General features: G+C 40.4%; 18 protein-coding genes. 3 read left to right on the plus strand and 15 right to left on the minus strand.

Translation table 11 applies throughout. The annotated features are described in order from the left end of the window. Window positions 1-28: 28 nt before the first annotated feature. From hisB to OU683_RS08780, 15 genes are all read right to left on the minus strand, one after another. Window positions 29-1,165, minus strand: coding sequence for a bifunctional histidinol-phosphatase/imidazoleglycerol-phosphate dehydratase HisB (hisB, locus tag OU683_RS08710; RefSeq protein WP_268137274.1), 1,137 nt, complete (start codon window positions 1,163-1,165; stop codon window positions 29-31). Beyond that, complete coding sequence (hisC, locus tag OU683_RS08715; RefSeq protein ID WP_268137276.1) at window positions 1,162-2,214, minus strand: histidinol-phosphate transaminase; 1,053 nt, start codon at window positions 2,212-2,214, stop codon at window positions 1,162-1,164. The genes hisB and hisC overlap by 4 nt, the downstream gene beginning before the upstream one ends. Next, window positions 2,207-3,505 (minus strand): histidinol dehydrogenase, encoded by a 1,299-nt coding sequence (gene hisD / locus OU683_RS08720; protein WP_268137278.1) that lies wholly within the window; start codon window positions 3,503-3,505, stop codon window positions 2,207-2,209. Before hisD ends, hisC begins: the two co-directional genes overlap by 8 nt. Window positions 3,506-3,516: 11 nt before the next feature. Further along, window positions 3,517-4,374 carry an ATP phosphoribosyltransferase gene (gene hisG, locus OU683_RS08725; RefSeq protein ID WP_268137280.1) on the minus strand — a complete coding sequence of 286 codons (858 nt, stop codon included), beginning with the start codon at window positions 4,372-4,374 and terminating at the stop codon, window positions 3,517-3,519. Window positions 4,375-4,585: 211 nt separating this feature from the next. Continuing rightward, on the minus strand, window positions 4,586-5,401 hold the full coding sequence (locus tag OU683_RS08730; protein ID WP_268137282.1) for a prohibitin family protein: 816 nt from the start codon (window positions 5,399-5,401) through the stop codon (window positions 4,586-4,588). A 20-nt stretch (window positions 5,402-5,421) separates the two neighbouring features. Beyond that, complete coding sequence (locus OU683_RS08735) at window positions 5,422-7,452, minus strand: VWA domain-containing protein (RefSeq protein ID WP_268137284.1); 2,031 nt, start codon at window positions 7,450-7,452, stop codon at window positions 5,422-5,424. 153 nt (window positions 7,453-7,605) lie between these two features. After that, window positions 7,606-8,352, minus strand: coding sequence for a 3-oxoacyl-[acyl-carrier-protein] reductase (fabG, locus tag OU683_RS08740; RefSeq protein ID WP_268137285.1), 747 nt, complete (start codon window positions 8,350-8,352; stop codon window positions 7,606-7,608). Between the two features lie 138 nt (window positions 8,353-8,490). After that, window positions 8,491-9,363, minus strand: a complete 873-nt coding sequence (gene sucD / locus OU683_RS08745) for a succinate--CoA ligase subunit alpha (RefSeq protein ID WP_228914610.1) — start codon at window positions 9,361-9,363, stop codon at window positions 8,491-8,493. Window positions 9,364-9,428: 65 nt separating this feature from the next. Next, window positions 9,429-9,833 (minus strand): nuclear transport factor 2 family protein, encoded by a 405-nt coding sequence (locus OU683_RS08750; RefSeq protein WP_268137288.1) that lies wholly within the window; start codon window positions 9,831-9,833, stop codon window positions 9,429-9,431. 1 nt (window position 9,834) lies between these two features. After that, on the minus strand, window positions 9,835-10,767 hold the full coding sequence (locus tag OU683_RS08755) for a UDP-3-O-(3-hydroxymyristoyl)glucosamine N-acyltransferase (RefSeq protein WP_268137290.1): 933 nt from the start codon (window positions 10,765-10,767) through the stop codon (window positions 9,835-9,837). A gap of 67 nt (window positions 10,768-10,834) precedes the next feature. Next, the gene (efp, locus tag OU683_RS08760) at window positions 10,835-11,401 is read right to left on the minus strand and encodes an elongation factor P (protein ID WP_228914580.1); all 567 of its coding nucleotides are present in this window, start codon (window positions 11,399-11,401) and stop codon (window positions 10,835-10,837) included. 12 nt (window positions 11,402-11,413) lie between these two features. Then, on the minus strand, window positions 11,414-12,199 hold the full coding sequence (gene lpxA, locus OU683_RS08765) for an acyl-ACP--UDP-N-acetylglucosamine O-acyltransferase (protein ID WP_268137293.1): 786 nt from the start codon (window positions 12,197-12,199) through the stop codon (window positions 11,414-11,416). A gap of 5 nt (window positions 12,200-12,204) precedes the next feature. Next, entirely contained in the window at window positions 12,205-13,593 is a 1,389-nt protein-coding gene (locus OU683_RS08770; protein ID WP_268137295.1) for a bifunctional UDP-3-O-[3-hydroxymyristoyl] N-acetylglucosamine deacetylase/3-hydroxyacyl-ACP dehydratase, read from the minus strand. After that, a complete protein-coding gene (gene lpxD, locus OU683_RS08775; RefSeq protein WP_268137297.1) occupies window positions 13,586-14,614 on the minus strand; it encodes a UDP-3-O-(3-hydroxymyristoyl)glucosamine N-acyltransferase in 1,029 nt (342 codons plus the stop codon). The genes OU683_RS08770 and lpxD overlap by 8 nt, the downstream gene beginning before the upstream one ends. A gap of 24 nt (window positions 14,615-14,638) precedes the next feature. Next, window positions 14,639-15,868 carry an HD domain-containing protein gene (locus OU683_RS08780; RefSeq protein ID WP_268137299.1) on the minus strand — a complete coding sequence of 410 codons (1,230 nt, stop codon included), beginning with the start codon at window positions 15,866-15,868 and terminating at the stop codon, window positions 14,639-14,641. 40 nt (window positions 15,869-15,908) lie between these two features. Here OU683_RS08780 and porX point away from each other — a divergent pair, with 40 nt between their 5' ends. From porX to OU683_RS08795, 3 genes are all read left to right on the plus strand, one after another. Continuing rightward, the gene (porX, locus tag OU683_RS08785; RefSeq protein ID WP_268137301.1) at window positions 15,909-17,459 is read left to right on the plus strand and encodes a T9SS response regulator signal transducer PorX; all 1,551 of its coding nucleotides are present in this window, start codon (window positions 15,909-15,911) and stop codon (window positions 17,457-17,459) included. A gap of 45 nt (window positions 17,460-17,504) precedes the next feature. Beyond that, the gene (tsaE, locus tag OU683_RS08790) at window positions 17,505-17,909 is read left to right on the plus strand and encodes a tRNA (adenosine(37)-N6)-threonylcarbamoyltransferase complex ATPase subunit type 1 TsaE (protein ID WP_268137303.1); all 405 of its coding nucleotides are present in this window, start codon (window positions 17,505-17,507) and stop codon (window positions 17,907-17,909) included. 363 nt (window positions 17,910-18,272) lie between these two features. After that, a complete protein-coding gene (locus OU683_RS08795) occupies window positions 18,273-18,860 on the plus strand; it encodes a hypothetical protein (protein ID WP_268137305.1) in 588 nt (195 codons plus the stop codon). Window positions 18,861-18,903: the final 43 nt, after the last annotated feature.

Genomic DNA, 18,903 nt, shown 5'->3' on the forward strand with positions numbered 1-18,903 from the left:
ATATCTCATATCTAACATCTCACGTCTACTAAAGCATTCCCTTAGTTGACGGCAGGATCATTTTATCCGGATCTCTTTTTACCGCTACTTTAATTGCTTTGGCAAAAGCTTTAAAAATTGCTTCTATTTTGTGGTGCTCGTTTGTGCCTTCGGCTTTGATATTCAGGTTTGCCTTTGCTCCATCGGTAAAGGATTTGAAGAAATGGTAAAACATTTCTGTAGGCATAGCCCCTATCATCTCCCTTTTGAAATCGGCTTCCCAGACCAACCAGTTCCTTCCGCCAAAATCTATAGCCACCTGCGCCAGGCAATCATCCATTGGCAGTGCAAAGCCATAGCGTTCAATGCCAAGCTTATTGCCTAAGGCTTGAGAAAAGACTTCCCCTAACGCAATTGCTGTATCTTCAATGGTGTGATGTTCATCTACCTCCAGATCTCCTTTCACAGTGATCTCAAGATCCATTTGTCCGTGACGGGCGATCTGGTCGAGCATATGATCAAAAAATTTGATCCCGGTGTTTATTTTACTTTTTCCGGTGCCGTCAAGGTTCAGAGAAATGGAAATATCAGTTTCATTAGTCTTTCTCACGATGCAGGCTGTGCGCTCCTCGAGTTTTAAAAACTCATAGATATCTTTCCAGCTGTTTGTCTCCAGCCTGATATTTTTTTGAAGTTCCTCCTTCTTTACCGAGAGCTCCTCACTTCCCAGCTCTTCATGTCCTGTAATAAATATTCCTTTTGCGCCCAGGTTCTTTGCCAGCTCCATATCTGTAAGCCGGTCGCCAAGCACAAATGAATTGGCCAGATCATACTTTTCAGAGTCAAAATATGCTTTCAGAAGTCCGGTGCCGGGCTTCCTTGTTGGTGCATTATCTTCAGGAAAAGTGCGGTCAATCACAATTTCAGAGAATTTCACTCCTTCATTCTCGAAAGCCCTGAGGATAAAATTCTGCACCGGCCAAAAAGTATCTTCCGGAAAGGAGCCAGTTCCCAAACCGTCCTGATTGGTTACCATGACCAGTTCATAATCCAGTTCCTTGACAATTTTAGCCAGGTAGTAAAAAGCTCCGGGGTAAAATTCCAGTTTTTCAAAATGATCGAGCTGGTAATCATTGGGTTCCAGAACTATTGTTCCGTCACGATCTATAAAAAGTACCTTTTTCATGCTGTAAGCTGAGTTAATTTCTTAAGTAATTCTTTATTCTCTTCTGGCGTTCCTACTGTAAATCTCAGCGTGTTTTCACATAATTGCTGATTGCTTCGGTTGCGCACTACCACTCCTGCTTCCAGCAGCTCCTCATATTTTTCACCGGCATCTTCCACCCGCACCAGCAGGAAATTAGCATCTGAAGGAAAAATTTCCTTCACAAATGGCATTTTTGAGAGGTTAGTGCGCAGTAATTCTCTTTCCTGCAGAATGGTTTGCACTTCCCTGTTTACCTCCTCGGGTCCTGATAGTCGTTTTAGGGCCCTTTGCTGCGTAAGCTCATTTACATTGTAAGGCGGTTTTATCTTGTTGAGTACGCTAATGATCTCTTCGGAAGCATAGCAAATTCCTAATCTGATTCCCGCAAGACCATAAGCCTTTGAGAGGGTTTGTGTAATCACCAGATTAGGAAACTCCTGAAGCCGTTCCAGCCAGCTTCTTTCGGTAGAAAAATCAATGTACGCCTCATCAATAATGACCAGACCATTAAAGCTTTTGAGAATTTTTTCTACTGAAGATTCAGAAAATGAATTTCCTGTGGGGTTGTTTGGGGAGCAAAGGAAGATCAATTTCGTTTGCTCATCAGTTTTTTGAAGAATTGCTTCTACATCAGGCTGAAAACCTAAAGTCAAAACCACTTCCCTGTCTTCGATTTCGTTAAGCCCTGCCAGAACCTTGTACATCCCGTAGGTTGGCGGTAATGAGATCACATTATCCACCTGCGGCTGACAAAATGCTCTGAAGATTAGATCCAGGACTTCATCACTTCCGTTCCCAAGCAAAATTTTACTAACCGGAACTCCTTTTTGAGAGGCAAGCACCTCCTTTACCTTCCCTTGCTGCGGATCGGGATAACGATTCACTCCATTTTCAAAGGGATTCTCATTAGCATCCAAAAAGGTCATTTTTCGGCCGTCTGTTTTATACTCGTCCCTTGCCGAAGAATACGGCTTCATTTTCAGGACATTCGCCCGCACCAGGCGTTCCAGGTTAAAATCCCTATTCATTACCAGAAGTTTTAAGCTTGTTCAACCTTAGAGTAACCGCATTTTTGTGGGCCTGTAAACCTTCGGCTTCTGCCATTAACTCGATGGAGTTTCCAATCTTTTTAATTCCTTCCGCAGAGATCTTCTGGAAAGTAATTGCCTTGGTAAAGCTGTCAAGGTTGACTCCGCTGTATTGCTTTGCATAACCGTTCGTTGGTAGAGTATGGTTTGTACCCGAAGCATAATCACCGGCACTTTCAGGCGTGTAATTACCAATAAAAACAGATCCCGCATTGTTTATTCCTTCCACGAAAAAATCAGAATTTTCGGTACAGATGATAAAATGTTCCGGTGCATATTCGTCTATAAGTTCCAATGCTTTTTCAGCAGAACTCATGTAGATAAACCTGGAGTGCTCTATTGCTGCCTTTGCGATCTCCTTCCGCGGAAGTTCTTCAATTTGTGAGGCAATTTCCTTTTCAACCTCTTCCAAAAGCTGCCTGGAGAGTGATACCAGCACCACCTGACTATCGGCTCCATGCTCGGCCTGCGAAAGCAGATCGGAAGCTACAAATGCTGCATCGGCAGTATCATCGGCCACTATGAGCAGTTCTGATGGTCCTGCAGGCATGTCAATAGCCACATTATATTTGGTAGCCATTTGCTTTGCTACGGTTACATACTGATTTCCGGGTCCAAAAATTTTGTAGACTTTGCCTATACTTTCAGTACCAAAAGTCATTGCTGCCACTGCCTGTATACCTCCAACTTTGTAGATCTTTTCTATGCCGCAAAGTTTGGCTGTATAAAGGATCACGGGATTGATAGAACCATCTTTTGCAGGAGGTGTGCAAAGGCTCACTTCTTTACATCCTGCAATTTGTGCCGGGACTGCAAGCATTAATATGGTAGAGAATAAAGGAGCTGTACCTCCCGGTATGTACAGGCCAACTTTTTGTATTGGTCGTTTTTCCTGCCAGCAATTCACCCCGTCAACGGTTTCAACAGCTACTCTTTCTGTTATTTGGGCGGCATGGAACTTCCTTATATTTTCTTTAGCCAGATCAATGGCAGCCTTCAATTCTGCCGGGACTTGCAATAACGCGTTACTTATTTCGGTTTCGCTTACTTTAAGGTTTGGCGAAATGTTTCCATCAAACAGTTTGGAGTATTTCTTCACAGCTTCATCACCCTGCTCTTTCACTTCTCCGAAGATTTGTTCCACTACTTTTTCAATATCTTCAACCGTTTGTGTGGGTCGTTCCAGAATGGAGTTCCATTCAGTGCTTTCAGGATCAAAAAATTTCTTCATTTGTTCGACTTTTATAGTACCATTTTTTCAATAGGTGCAACGAGAATACCTTCGGCTCCATTCTGCTTTAACTCATCGATCACCTCCCAGAATCTCTCTTCTGAAATTACTGTGTGAAGTGAGCTCCAGCCTTCTTCGGCCAAAGGCAGAACCGTAGGACTTCTCATCCCCGGAAGTAGCTTCACTACTGCATCGAGCTTCAAATTAGGGACATTCATTAAAATATACTTTGAGTTGCGTGCACGAAGCACTGACTTGATGCGAAACTGAAGCTTTTTAAGGATCTCATTTCTTTCTGAAGAGATCTGTGGCGACACTGCCAGTACTGCTTCACTTTTGAGCATTACCTCCACCTCTTTTAGGTTGTTCTTGAAAAGAGTGCTCCCGCTGGATACAATATCACAAATAGCATCGGCCAGGCCAATGTTTGGTGCAATTTCCACAGAACCATTAATAATATGAAGATCGGCTGTAATTCCCTTTTTAGAGAGGTAATCTTTTACCGTATTGGGATAGGATGTGGCGATCCTTGCTCCCTGAAGATCCTGAACTCCTGAATATTTTGCCGATTTGGGTACAGCAAGAGAGACACGGCATTTTGAAAAGCCAAGCTTTTCTGCCATTATAATATCTCCTCCTTTTTCCACTAAGACATTTTCACCTATGATGGCCGCATCCACCACGCCATCTCTTAAATACTGCGGAATATCGCCATTGCGGAGATAAAACACTTCAAGAGGAAAATTTCCTGAAGCCGCTTTAAGCTGTTCTCTCCCGTTATCAATGGAAATACCTGCATCTTTTAAAAGTTTTAGAGAATCATCGTGTAGTCGACCCGACTTTTGTACTGCAATTCTAATATTGTTCATTTGGTTAAGTTTATGTTCGGGCAGACCAAAGGGAATAAAAAAACCCGCTTGAGCTGCTCAAACGGGTTTTAGAAATATGGTTTATACACATATCAATCTCACCTCGCAAGAGCGAATGAATGAGAATGATGATGATGTAGTTGTTGTGCTTTCATTGTGTGACACAAAAATAAATTTTTATTTCAATTTCCAGCAGGAATTTTTAAAAAAATTAATTATTCCCAAGGATCAATGGCATTCCGTCATCTCCGGAACCAATTACAACAACCTTAGCATTTGGTGATTTTGCAAGTTCTATCGTTGCCTGGATACCTTTTTCCCGAAGTACCAACGGAGTCAAAGAAGCATCCAAAATTTCGTTTGCACGCGCCTTACCTTCAGCATCAATACGCTGTCTCTCAGCTTCCTGAGTGGCCTTTGTTAAACGAAACTCATATTCAAGAGATTCCTGTTCCTGGCGTAGCTTGCGTTCAATAGCCTCTTTAATTGTAGAGGGTAGAGAAACGTCACGCACCAGCACCTCATTAATTTGTACATATTGATTCTTAAGTAGCTTTTGAGTTTCTTCAAAAATCTCCTGTTGTATAGCTTCTCTTTTGCTGGCATAAAGCTGCTCGGGATTATATCTTCCCACAACTGCCCTGGCAGCAGAGCGTACAGCAGGTTGTAAGACCCTTTGCACATATTGCTCACCCCTCTCTTTGTGAAGCAAACCAAGATCTTCATAATCTGGCTCATACCAAATTGAAGCATCAAGTTTAATTTCAAGACCGTTGGAAGAAAGTACCTGCATTTTTTCATCAAGGGATTGTTGACGTACCTCGTAAACAAAGACCTTATTCCATGGAGCTACAAAGTGAAAACCTTCACCTAATGGTGGTTCATCTATTACAACACCACCTCCAAAGGTCTGGTAAAGCACTCCCGCTTCCCCGGAATTAATAGTGACTGTAGATTTGGCGATAAGAATAATAAGAATAATTCCTGCAAAAAGAATTGGCAGGCCAATTTTGGGCAATTTGTCCATAGTAATTAAAAATATAAAAGTTAAATAAGGCCGTAATATTTCCTTAAAAACCATTCTGCACTTAGTGCTAAAACAATGATTCCCAGCAAATATTTCCAGTCGATCAAAGATACGTCCTTTTTGCGGCTTTTTTGGATCGTAGCATAAGAATCGGCCGATAAAAGGTCATTCTTAAGCCTCTCAAAATCCTGAAGAAAATAAATATCCTGTCCCTTTTGTTTTGCAATATGCTGCAGGCCTTCCAGGTTGGCCCGGGCAAACTGTTTTTCCACATCAAAATCCAGAATCCTGAAGCTTCCGGAGCGGGACAGAGTCTCCCCTTCAACATTTACAGTAAAATCATAATCTCCACCCGAGAGACTGCTTAGATCTACTTCAAAGGAGCTGTCATTCAGCAAAAAGGGAATTTGCCTCTGCTCCCCCGTTTCTTTATTTTTAATTTGTAATTCAAGTGCAGCCCTGCGGTCAAATTCATAGCTTTGATCAAAATAATCTGCCGTAATAATAATTTCTTCACTTTCATTGTAAAGAGGTTCATGTTTTACCACCAATCTATCCTGCCTGTTTCCTGAAGCCAAAAAATGTACGAACTTCCCAATAAGATCATCAAATTTTTGAAATGAACCGTTCTCCCTGAAGCTAGATCCTCTCCATCGCCAGATGTCTGCCCCAAATAAAAACCCTGTTTTTGATTCTCCGGCAGTTGTCACTCCCAGGAGAGGCATTGTGGTCTCTACCCCCTGCACCTCCCTGTATAGCAGCACATCAAGAGCTTCGGTCGCATTGAGATTTCCAAAATTCCCCTCCAAAGGTGGAAAATCTGAAAAGCCAATATCCTCTGTTTGAAAAGCTTTGAAATTCTCGTTCCAAACCGGGAAATATTCTTCCGGTTGATTGGTAATTTCCTGTTGAAAAAGTTCCTGTTGTTGGTTCAGGAATTTCCAGTCTGTTTTTGGGCCGGTGATAAGAAAATAGTTCCGGTTTTGAGAGTTGAGCTCTTCCATCACACTTCTAAACCTTGCATCGGGCTGGTACAGCATCACGAGCTGGTATTTGGCAAGATCTGAAACTTCAGGAATTGGTTTTAATTCAACTTCCCTTTGCTGGTTGCTTTCGATGGCTTTTTTAAAGGCTCCAAGGTCGGGGTGTAAAAAGGAATATGCGATAAGAACTTTTGTTCGCTCATCGATCACTTCCATCGCAAATTCTCTGGTATTATTGACAATGTTCTTTTCGGCCGGTAGCTCTCTTACCCGCACCTCAAAATTTTGAATACCTACAGCATTGGCAGGAAGCTCTACCCTAACAACTTGGGAATTATCTTCGGAAGAAAAAGATAGTTGTTGCGAATGAACTACTGTATTTCCTTTTCGAATCTCCAGCCTTGTCGCTACAGAAGTATCTCCTGAATAATTCAGCATGATTTCAACCGGAAAACGATTATTCAGAAAAGCATATTTATTGACATTGATCCTGGAAATACTTAGATCCTGATATCGCATTGTGTCCCCAACAACAACCGGAAGAACCGGCTGACTTAATCGCTGCGCTGCAAAAGTAAACTCCTCACCCAAGGTTTGATTTCCATCTGAAATAAGCACAACTGGAGCTACCCGCCCTTCGTAAAGGGTGGAAAGATCATTGAAAACGGCTGTAAGGTTGGTTTGGGAATCATTAAAATCGACAGAATCGGCAGGTCTTAGATATCTTCCGAAGGAAAAAGTTTCTATTTCAAAATTTTCTTTAAGTTTGGGATCAGTCGTCAGGCGGTTGAACAAAGTTTTCACTTCCTCCCCTGCTCCAAATTCACTAATTGAACTGGAATTATCTACTACAAGTATCAAATTGGGTTTTTCATTGTAGTACTCGATCCTGTTGATCTCTGGATTGATAAGCAGTAAAAGAAGGGAGAATATTGCAATAAAACGTAAGGAGGCAAAAATGGCATTTTTGGAGCGTCGTCCCTTGGCCTTATAAAAATACAGAAACAATGCCAGTGCCAGCGACAGGAGAAAAGCCCCAATGAGAAGAAAGATCGTAGTTGCCGGCATTCGGTTTTTGTTTAAGAAAAGAAAGAGGCTGTCTAAAAAACTATTACGTCAACCTGAACTCGTTTCAGATTCTCTTTATTCCGATTCCAAATTATAAAGATTCTGAAATGAATTGAGAATGACATAAGTGACGAAGACAGCCTCTCAATATTTTTAGGTAAGCATACCTCCATCTACATTGATAACCTGCCCTGTAATATAGGCGCTAAGATCACTGGCGAGGAAAACACATGTGTTCGCAATATCCTCTGGCGTACCACCTCGTTTTAACGGAATCGCCTCTCTCCAGCCTTCCACAACTTTTTCATCAAGTTTTCCGGTCATTTCGGTTTCAATAAATCCGGGGGCAATTACGTTGGTACGTATGTTACGGGATCCAAGTTCTAAAGCCATGGATTTGGAGAAGCCAATCATCCCTGCTTTTGAAGCCGCATAATTTGCCTGCCCTGCATTTCCTTTTACGCCTACCACGCTACTCATGTTTATAATGCTTCCATGACGCTGTTTTAACATAGTCCTTTGCACGGCTTTGGTCATATTGAAAACAGATTTCAGGTTTACTTCGATCACCTTATCAAAATCCTCTTCACTCATTCGCATTAGCAGGTTATCTTTTGTAATCCCGGCATTATTGACAAGGATATCAATACTTCCGAAATCCTGCTGTACATTTTTTATAAGTTCTTCAGCTTGCATAAAATCGGCAGCATCAGATTTATATCCTTTTGCTTTGACTCCAAGTTCCTGAAGTTCTTTCTCGAGTTGATTTGCAGCTTCTGCAGAAGAGCTATATGTAAAAGCAACATTAGCCCCATGTTTTGCAAAAACTTCGGCTATTCCTTTCCCTATACCTCTACTGGCACCGGTGATGATAGCATTTTTTCCTTCTAGTAATTTCATATTAAAATTTATGTTTTCCTGGTGTGGGTTATTAATGATTCAAATATAACAAAAGAAGCGGTTAAGACTGAAAAACCTCCGAAATCTGCCTTTTTTGACAGGTTACGGAGGTTTAAATTATCTAAAAAAAGGAAGTTCTTATCCCATTACTTCTTTTACTTTTTTACCAATCTCTGCAGGAGAGTCCACAACGTGGATCCCATTCTCCTTTAAAATGGCTTTTTTAGCCTGGGCTGTATCTTCACTTCCACCAACTATAGCACCTGCGTGTCCCATGGTACGTCCTTTTGGTGCAGTTTCCCCGGCGATAAATCCAATTACGGGCTTCCTGTTACCGTTTTCCTTCACCCATCTTGCAGCATCGGCTTCAAGTTGTCCACCAATTTCACCGATCATTACGATACATTCAGTTTCATCATCGTTCATTAACAACTCTACTGCTTCTTTTGTAGTAGTTCCAATAATTGGGTCTCCACCAATACCAATTGCAGTAGTGATTCCAAGCCCCTGTTTCACAACCTGATCGGCTGCTTCGTAAGTAAGAGTCCCGGATTTTGAAACAATTCCTACTTTTCCTTTTTTGAATACAAAACCGGGCATGATCCCTACTTTTGCTTCTTCCGGAGTTATCACTCCAGGGCAGTTGGGTCCTACAAGACGACAATCTTTATCTTTAATATAGTCGGCAGTTTTAATCATATCGGCAACCGGGATACCTTCAGTAATTGTAATGATTACTTTGATCCCTGCATCTGCAGCTTCCATTATAGCATCGGCTGCAAATGCCGGTGGTACAAAAATAATTGAAACATCGGCTCCTGTTTCTTTAACCGCATCGGATACTGTATTGAAAACAGGCTTTTCCAGGTGTTTTTGTCCTCCTTTTCCAGGAGTCACACCACCTACCACATTCGTTCCATATTCTATCATTTGGCCGGCGTGAAAAGTACCTTCACTCCCGGTAAATCCTTGAACAATTATTTTTGAATCTTTATTGACTAAAACGCTCATAGTTGATTATTTGATTTTTCTGTTGCAAAATTAGGTTTTTATAAAAGAAACCTAAAGGGTTTTTATTAATTAATTGGAAGGAAAGAATCCAGATTTTCAGGGCTGTCATCGGCCTGCTGACTTATTTGATGGCCCTTGAACATTTTGCCGTCCTTCATTTCCCAAATGGCAATAAAATGTGCCATAGGAAGTTCCTCGTCGGGATTCTCAACAGTACTCACATAATAAGTAAATCTAATACTAACTGTATCTTCCTCGCTAAGCAAATGACTAATATCGGCCTTAAGGTGATCAAAAGACTTTGCGAGCTCTTTTGACATCTCGGCAATTTCTGAAAAGCCCAGCTTGTGAAAACCTGCGCTACTGTTCCAGAACAATTGTGCTTGGGGGTGAAGATATTCCTTTACGGAATTAGGATTCTTGTAAAAATCTGAAGAATAAAATTTTGCAACGCAATCTTTTGGTTCCATATCAACTTTTTAATTTTTCCATTAATTTAGGCAATCGGCGCAAAAGCGCCAACTCTTTAAGCCACTCCCGGGATTCCATCGCAGGATTTCCCGAATATACGGTATTTTCTTTTGTTGATTTGGTGATCCCGGCCTGCCCCATCATCACACCTCCTTTTTTAACTACAATTCCACTACGGAATCCTACCTGTCCCCAAATTGTCACTTCGTCTTCAATGATTACAGCACCGGCAATTCCTACTTGTGAGGCGATAAGACAATTTTCTCCAATCACTGTATCGTGCCCCACCTGAATTAGATTATCCAGTTTAGTGCCTTTTCCAATAGTGGTGTCACCTGTTACTCCCTTATCTATTGTACAATTAGCACCAATATCAACATTGTCTTTGATCACCACTCTTCCTCCCGAAATAAGTTTATCATAACCCTCTGGACGTTTCTTATAGTAAAAAGCATCACCGCCCAAAACAGTTCCCGCGTGAATGGTAACATTATCACCAATGACAGTATTATCGTAAATACTTACGTTAGCATGAATAAGACAATTCTTACCAATTTTCACATTGTTCCCCACAAAAGCCGTTGGCTGCACTACAGTTCCTTCTCCAATTTCTGCGGAAGCTGCCACATTTGAGGTAGCTTTTTCGAAGGGTTTGAAATATTTTGTGAGTTTATTGAAATCTCTGAAAGGATCGTCTGATATCAACAGCGCTTTTCCTTCGGGACAATCCACTTCCTTATTAATAAGTATGATCGTGGCTGCCGAATTAAGCGCCTTGTCGTAATACTTTGGATGATCCACAAAAACAATATCTCCCGGCGTCACCACATGGATTTCATTCATTCCTGAAACAGGAAAATCTGCGGGTCCCACAAATTCCGAAGAAATAATAGTGGCGATCTGCTCAAGGGTATGTTGCTGCGGAAACTTCATGTTAGATATGAGATATTAGATTTGAGATTTGAGATGTGAAATTTATTTGATCACTGACGATCACTGATCACTCTTTTATTCTTTCTTTGTAAGTTCCTTTTTCTGTTTCGATCTTGATCTTATCTCCTTCGTTGATGAAAAGCGGAACATTCACCTCGGCTCCTGTTTCTACTGTTGCAGGCTTGGTGGCGTTTGTTGCAGTATTTCCTTTAACTCCAGGTTCGGTGTGGGTAACTTCCAGGATCACACTGGCAGGCATCTCTACCGATAGTGGCATTTGATCCTCTGTGTTGATAAGAATAGTTACCACTTCTCCTTCTTTAAGAAGTCCCGGTGCATCAAGTGCATTTTCGGTAAGTCTTATCTGCGTATAATCTTCTGTATTCATGAAATGGTAAAATTCCCCATCATTATACAGGAACTGGAATTTATGAGTTTCAACCCTTACATCCTCGATCTTATGACCGGCAGAAAAGGTGTTATCAATCACTTTTCCTGTAGTTACACTTTTCAATTTTGTTCTTACAAAAGCAGGACCTTTTCCCGGCTTCACGTGAAGAAACTCTATAACCTTGAAAATGTCATGGTTGTATCTTATACACAATCCATTTCTAATATCACTTGTACTTGCCATTTTTCCTACTTATTAATTTGAACTTATATAACCTTTCATTATCCCTCTCTGGGAATTTTTGATAAACTCTAAAATATCATCTCTTTCGGAAGTTGCTTCCATTTCGGCTTCGATGATAGCTACTGCCTGACTGTTATTGTAATTCTTTTGGTACAATATCCTGTAAATATTCTGGATCTCCCGGATTTTTTCGGTAGTAAACCCGCGACGTCTTAAACCAATTGAATTTACTCCCACGTAAGATAGAGGTTCTCTTCCCGCTTTTACGAATGGAGGAACATCTTTTCGCACAAGGGATCCGCCTGTGACAAAAGCATGACTTCCTATACTACAAAACTGTTGTATGGCAGCCATTCCTGCTAGAATAACATAATCTCCAACATTAATATGACCGGCCAGGGTACTGTTGTTCGAAAAGATACAGTTGTCACCCACCACACAATCATGGGCGATATGACAATAGGCCATGATCCAGCAGTTGCTACCAATCTTGGTTTTCATCCTGTCTGTAGTCCCTCGATTGATGGTCACACATTCCCGAATAGTGGTATTATCGCCTATTTCTGTAAGAGTGTCTTCGTCATTGAATTTTTTGTCCTGTGGAACGGCAGAAATTACTGCACCTGGAAAAATATTGCAATTCTTGCCAATCCTGGCCCCTTCCATTATAGTAACATTGGAACCAATCCAGGTACCTTCCCCAATCACCACATTATTGTGGATAGTGGTAAAAGGCTCAATCACTACATTTTTTGCAATCTTGGCTCCGGGATGAACGTATGCTAAGGGTTGATTCATAATCTTTATTTTTGTTTTACAATTTGTGCCATTAAAATGGCTTCGGTCACCAGCTTTCCATTCACATATGCGTAACCCTGCATTTGGCATATCCCTCTTCTAATAGGAGACAATAGTTCCAGTTTAAAAACAAGTGTATCGCCGGGAACCACCTGCCTCTTGAACTTGACATTGTCTATTTTCATAAAAAAGGTGAGATAATTCTCAGGATCGGGAACAGATTTAAGAGCGAGAATACCACCAGTCTGCGCCATTGCCTCCACTTGAAGTACTCCAGGCATTACAGGTTTTCCCGGGAAGTGCCCTACGAAAAAAGGCTCGTTCATAGTGACATTTTTGACCCCTACAACTGTATCGCTTGTCAACTCAATGATCTTGTCTACCAAAATAAATGGCGGCCTGTGAGGCAGGATATTCATGATCTCATTAATATCCATTAAAGGCTCTTTATCAAGATCATATTTAGGCACATTATTCCTCTTCTCGGCCTTAATGATCTTAGAAAGCTTTTTGGCGAATTGCGTATTCACATAATGACCCGGTTTATTGGCAATTACTTTTCCACGTATACGCGTGCCTATTAACGCCAAATCTCCTATGACGTCAAGAAGTTTGTGCCGTGCCGCTTCATTGGGATAATGCAAAGTAAGATTATCTAAAATGCCATTCGGTTTTACAGCGATATTGTCTTTTTTGAATGCCACCCGCAGTTTGTCCATAGTCTCAGGACTCAATTCCTTGTCTACATAAACAATAGCATTATTCAAATCCCCTCCTTTTATAAGACCATGCTCCAAAAGAGTTTCAAGTTCATGAAGAAAACTGAAAGTGCGGGCATTTGAGATTTCCGATTTAAAATCGGATAATTTTTGAAGGGAAGCATTTTGAGTTCCCAGGACCTTTGTTCCAAAATCGACCATTGCGGTGACCTGGTATTCATCTGAAGGCATTACAAGAATTTCACTTCCGGATTTTTCATCGTGGTAACGAATAACCTCTGTAACCACAAATTCTTCCCTGTCGCATTCCTGCTCTTCTATACCTGCTTCTTCAAGCGCTTTTACAAAATATTTGGAAGAACCATCCATAATAGGAGGTTCGGCAGCATCAAGTTCAATGATGATATTGTCAATCTCAAGACCCACACAGGCTGCAAGTACATGTTCTGAAGTTTGAATTGTGACTCCCTCTTTTTCAAGGTTTGTTCCTCTTTGTGTGTTGACAACGTAATTGACATCGGCTTCCACCATCGGATTCCCTTCAATATCTGTTCTTACAAAACAGTAACCGGTATTATTTTGAGCCGGTTTAAATGTAAGAGTGACTTCATTTCCTGTATGAAGCCCCACTCCCTGTAAAGAAACTTCTTTACTTATGGTGCGCTGTTTAGCCATTATTTGATTGTTTTTTTTCTAGTTTGGTTAAGCGGTCTTCTATTTTGGGTAAATTTCTGAAATGTACGTAAGCCTTGTTGTAGTCATTATAGCCAAAGGCAGGAGAACCCTGGATCATTTCGTTATCCTTGATATTACGACCTATCCCCGATTGCGCCTGAATTTTCACTCCATTCCCAATTTGAATATGCCCGGCTATACCCACCTGTCCCCCAATGAGACAATTTTTTCCAATTTTAGTTGAGCCGGCAATTCCGGTTTGGGCTGCAATTGCAGTATTCTCTCCCACTTCTACATTATGAGCGATCTGGATCTGGTTGTCCAGTTTCACCCCGTTCCTGATTATAGTAGATCCAAGTGTAGCCCGGTCAATAGTAGTACCGGCACCAATATCCACATTATCTTCAATAATAACATTGCCTATTTGCGGCACTTTTGAGTAAACCCCTTCCTGGTTGGGCGAAAAACCAAAACCGTCGGCCCCAATAATTACACCTCCATGAAGAATACAGTTATTACCTATAATAGTTTCAGAATAAATCTTTGCTCCGGGAAAAATAGTAACGTTATCCCCTATCTTGACATTATCTCCTATGTATGTATTAGGAAAAATCTTGACATTATCACCAATTTTCACCTGCTCTCCCAGGTATGAAAATGCGCCCAGGTAAAGATTATCACCGTAAGTAACCGAATCTGAAATAAAGCTAGGCTGCTCAATTCCCGATTTGTTCAATTTCACCTGATTATAATATTCCAGCAGCTTTGAAAATGCCGTATAAGGATCCTTTACTTTAATAAGGGTAGTAGACAATTCATCTTCTGCCTTAAAATTATTGCTCACTATTGTAATAGTAGCTTTGGTAGAATAAATAAAGGAGGTATATTTAGGATTGGCCAAAAAGGTAATAGACCCGGCAGTTCCTTCTTCAATCTTTGCAAGCCGGTCGACCTCTGCCCCGGGATTTCCTTCTATCTCCCCGTCGAGGATACCTGCTATTTGGGTTGCTGTAAACTTCATTCTGGCAAAAGTAAAAAAAATGAGTTAATCTTTAGGTTTCGGGTAGCAGATATAAAATTTCGTCACCGGCTTCGAAAGAGCTTTAAGGTTAAAGTGATCTGAAGCTTTAATAACGTCGGTAATTTTTCCACTTTTAAACAGGATATGGATCTTTTCATCCTCCCGTTTGTATGCCAGATTGCTTATATCTCCACTAAAAACGAAATACCCGGCCTCTTCCCTGCTAATATTATAACGCGACATAGCTTTTTGAAGATGGCTTTCCAGTTTTTCTCCAGAGATAGGTTTTTTCTTTAGTTTGATCTTTAGCAGGTCCCGGTTGATGATCATTTGACACAATTTACTTAGCACAAAATCTTCATCATGTGCCCATTCTTTCATTGCTGAAAGTATATCGTAATCGTCAAGCCTCGCAAATATGTGTAAGGTGTCTTCTGAAAAATTTTCGGCAGTTACCTGTTGCTGTAAAAAGTGATTGAGAGCAGTGCTTGTAAATAAAGTACGGCCTGAATTCACAAGTTCCTTCGCCCGCTGAAGCATCCTTATCAAAAGCTGTTCGGCCACAACACCGGTTTTATGCAGATAGACCTGCCAGTACATAAGCCGGCGGGCCAAAAGGAATTTTTCTACCGAATAAATCCCTTTTTCCTCCACCATCAACTCATTGTTCACCACTGTAAGCATGCTAATAAGTCGCTCACTGTTAATATTCCCTTCGGCCACCCCAGTGTAAAAACTATCGCGCTTCAGGTAGTCCATTCGGTCCATGTCGAGCTGACTGGAGATAAGCTGACAAAGAAATTTCCGTGGATATTTTCCGCGGAAAATCTCAATGGCCATAGTTAATCTTTGGTTAAACTGACGGTTCATTTCTTCCATAAAAAGGAATGAAATGGTCTCATGGCTCACCCCCTCAACAATGCTGTGTTCCATCGCATGAGAGAATGGGCCGTGCCCTATATCGTGGAGCAGGATAGCAATTTGCAGTGCCTCCTCCTCTTCCGCCGAGATTTCTACCCCCTTAAGCCTCAATACCCTCACGGCTTTTTGCATTAAATGAAGACAGCCAAGAGCATGGTGAAAACGCGTATGATGTGCACCGGGATATACCAGGTAAGACAGTCCCATTTGGGAAATTCGCCGCAGTCTTTGAAAATACTTATGCTCCATAATATCAAAGAGCAGCTCATTGGGTATGGTAATAAATCCGTAAATTGGGTCGTTTAAAATCTTGAGTTTGTTTCCTGGAAGCAAGCCTGGTCTTTTAATTATTAATGTCAACAAAGATACATATATGAACGATATCAAAATATTATGGGTAGATGACGAGATCGACCTTCTTAAACCCCACATTCTTTTTCTGGAAAGCAAGAATTATAAAGTATACACCTGCCAAAGCGGGACCGAAGCCTTGGAAGAAATTGAAAAGGAGAATTTTGATATAATTTTCCTGGACGAAAATATGCCGGGACTTTCGGGCCTGGAAACGCTTTCAGAAATTAAAGAAAAACAGGCTAACGTACCCGTGGTTATGATCACCAAGAGTGAGGAGGAATATATTATGGAAGAAGCCATAGGCTCCAAAATAGCCGATTACCTAATAAAACCTGTTAACCCCAACCAGATCCTTCTAAGCTTAAAAAAGAATCTCGATCATTCCCGTCTGATTTCAGAAAAAACTACTTCCAGCTATCAGCAGGAATTCAGAAAGATCGCAATGGACATGGCAATGATCAACTCCTATGAAGGATGGGCAGAACTTTATCAAAAACTGATCTATTGGGAACTGGAACTTGAGAATATTGAAGACAGCGGAATGTTTGAAATTCTGGAATCCCAAAAAACCGAAGCCAATCTTCAGTTTTGCAAATTTATAGATAAGAATTACCCTAAGTGGTTTGAAAAAAATGCAGATGCTCCCGTCATGTCCCACACCCTGTTCAAAGAAAAAATACTACCCGAGCTAAGCAAAGAACAACCTACGCTCCTGGTGGTGATAGATAATCTTAGGTATGACCAGTGGAGGGCGTTTGAACCTGTAGTAAACAATTACTATAAAAAGGAGAAGGAAATGCCATTTTACAGCATTTTGCCAACGGCAACACAATATGCCCGTAATGCGATTTTCTCCGGACTCATGCCCAGTGAGATGGAAAAACTTTATCCAAACCTGTGGAAGAATGACACAGAGGAAGGTGGTAAAAATCTTCATGAAGCCGAATTTCTACAGGCACAGCTCAAGCGGCTGGGAAATAATATCAAGCATGAATACCATAAAATTAGTAGTCTCAAAGCAGGTAAAAAGCTGGTAGATAATTTTAGGAGCCAGAAAGATAATGACCTCACAGTAGTGGTTTACAACTTTGTAGATATGCTTTCCCATTCTAAAACCGAAATGGAAGTTATAAAAGAACTGGCTTCCACTAATAAGGCCTATCGGTCTCTTACCCAAAGTTGGTTTAAGAACTCCCCACTCCTGGAGATCATCCAGCAGGCCCAGAACCTCGGATTTAAATTAATACTTACCACAGACCATGGAACTATTAATGTGAAAAATCCATCTAAAGTTATTGGAGATAAACAGACAAGTCTCAACTTGAGATATAAAACAGGAAAGAGCCTCACTTACGAGGAAAAAGATGTTTTGGCGGCACCCAATCCTAAAACAATTCATTTACCGACTATTAATATGAGTAGTTCTTTCATTTTTGCCAAAGGAGACCTCTTCTTTGCCTACCCTAATAATTACAATCATTATGTAAGTTATTACCGCAATACTTTTCAACATGGCGGTGTCTCGATGGAGGAAATGATCATACCCTTTAGTGTGTTATCTCCTAGGTAACAAGAATTTAACTATCTTTATCACCCCAAATCTTAATGTTTTTGAATGGAAGTAAAATACCTCCTATCTGAAATTGAAACTGTTGCCCGTGAGCTTCTGGAAAATTCCAAAAGCAAAACCCTTTTATTTTATGGTGAAATGGGAGCGGGAAAAACGACATTAATAAAAGCACTCCTGAAGGCCTTAGGTGCCGTGGATACTGGTGCCAGCCCAACTTTCTCCCTCGTTAATGTTTATGAAACCGAAAACGGTACCGTAAATCATTTTGATTTTTACCGAATAAAAGATGAATCTGAAGCCTGGGACATGGGATTTGAAGAATATTTGGATTCCGGGAACTGGAATTTTATAGAATGGCCTCAAAAAATTGAAAATTTTATTGAGGAGGAGCATCAAAAAGTGGAAATTTTAGTAGTGGAAAAAGATGTTAGGAAGTTAAAGTTTTGTTAATTTTAAAGAATTTATTCTAAAGGCTGTTAGAAAATCCCTGTACGAATTTTCCTTCGTTTTCGGGTTTTTCTTGCCGTATTTGTATTATACGGAAGTCATTGAACGAAAGAAGAATTATTTTAACTGTATTTTTTTTAATACAATATTTTAAGAGTTTGAAGATTTTTCCTTCAAAAAAGCGGCAAAAGTACGAATAATGCTCTAACTATTAGCGGTTTAGTTTTACCTAGGTTTGTATCAACAAATCGAAACATACACAACCTTTAAAAAACTATATCATGAAAATTAAAGCCCTTTTACTAGCCGTTTCTATCTTTGGAGCAACTTTCTTTGTAACTTCCAACACAGATAACGACAATAAAAATGAAGTTAAAAAAACCGCTGTTGATACGAGGCTCATCCGCGTTCCTACTAACGGGTAGTATAATTGCCATTTGCATAGCATTTTCACCATATTTATTCTATTCATATGAAATTTTCCCAAGCGGCCCTGTTTGGGAAAATTCTTTTTTTACCTATGAGAGTAAATATTATTTGGATGTTTTAACTGCTGCTTGGACCTTTATAGGAAAAATTACCCCGCTTTTTTTACTTCTCATATGGTTCTTCACCTGCAAACATTGGTGGTATCATGTCATCTTAGTTCCCATAGTCATGTATGCTTACCAATTAGTTTCTGCTATTTATGAAGATTTTTATGGCGAGGGCGTTATTGATGTAAATCAATTAATTTTCCTTGCTCCTTTTTTCATAATAATACTCTCTATAGTTTATTTGATAAGAATAAAAATTTTCGACCGGGTTTATGGTATAGACCTAACTGAGATCGAACGCGAAAACATTTCGCCTTTTTCTCCTTTTTCAGATAAAGAGTATCAAGAAATAAAAGATTTCAGGGAAGGTTCAGATTCGGCCAATGAAGTCCAGGAAGATTATTACGTCAAACTCTAATTCTCCCACTCTCTAAAAATGTCGTAGTTTTATCTTTGTGATC

The organism is Salinimicrobium sp. TH3, from assembly GCF_026676115.1.
Taxonomy (GTDB): domain Bacteria; phylum Bacteroidota; class Bacteroidia; order Flavobacteriales; family Flavobacteriaceae; genus Salinimicrobium.

Coding starts and splice junctions, on each gene's coding strand:
- lpxD (WP_268137297.1), bottom strand. CDS start 14,614: ATGAAGTTTACAGCAACCCAAATAGCAGGTATCCTCGACGGGGAGATA.
- hisC (WP_268137276.1), bottom strand. CDS start 2,214: ATGAATAGGGATTTTAACCTGGAACGCCTGGTGCGGGCGAATGTCCTG.
- sucD (WP_228914610.1), bottom strand. CDS start 9,363: ATGAGCGTTTTAGTCAATAAAGATTCAAAAATAATTGTTCAAGGATTT.
- hisG (WP_268137280.1), bottom strand. CDS start 4,374: ATGAACAATATTAGAATTGCAGTACAAAAGTCGGGTCGACTACACGAT.
- porX (WP_268137301.1), top strand. CDS start 15,909: ATGAACGATATCAAAATATTATGGGTAGATGACGAGATCGACCTTCTT.
- lpxA (WP_268137293.1), bottom strand. CDS start 12,199: ATGAATCAACCCTTAGCATACGTTCATCCCGGAGCCAAGATTGCAAAA.
- OU683_RS08795 (WP_268137305.1), top strand. CDS start 18,273: ATGAAGTTAAAAAAACCGCTGTTGATACGAGGCTCATCCGCGTTCCTA.
- OU683_RS08755 (WP_268137290.1), bottom strand. CDS start 10,767: ATGAAGTTTCCGCAGCAACATACCCTTGAGCAGATCGCCACTATTATT.
- tsaE (WP_268137303.1), top strand. CDS start 17,505: ATGGAAGTAAAATACCTCCTATCTGAAATTGAAACTGTTGCCCGTGAG.
- efp (WP_228914580.1), bottom strand. CDS start 11,401: ATGGCAAGTACAAGTGATATTAGAAATGGATTGTGTATAAGATACAAC.
- OU683_RS08750 (WP_268137288.1), bottom strand. CDS start 9,833: ATGGAACCAAAAGATTGCGTTGCAAAATTTTATTCTTCAGATTTTTAC.
- fabG (WP_268137285.1), bottom strand. CDS start 8,352: ATGAAATTACTAGAAGGAAAAAATGCTATCATCACCGGTGCCAGTAGA.
- OU683_RS08770 (WP_268137295.1), bottom strand. CDS start 13,593: ATGGCTAAACAGCGCACCATAAGTAAAGAAGTTTCTTTACAGGGAGTG.
- hisD (WP_268137278.1), bottom strand. CDS start 3,505: ATGAAGAAATTTTTTGATCCTGAAAGCACTGAATGGAACTCCATTCTG.
- OU683_RS08735 (WP_268137284.1), bottom strand. CDS start 7,452: ATGCCGGCAACTACGATCTTTCTTCTCATTGGGGCTTTTCTCCTGTCG.
- OU683_RS08730 (WP_268137282.1), bottom strand. CDS start 5,401: ATGGACAAATTGCCCAAAATTGGCCTGCCAATTCTTTTTGCAGGAATT.
- hisB (WP_268137274.1), bottom strand. CDS start 1,165: ATGAAAAAGGTACTTTTTATAGATCGTGACGGAACAATAGTTCTGGAA.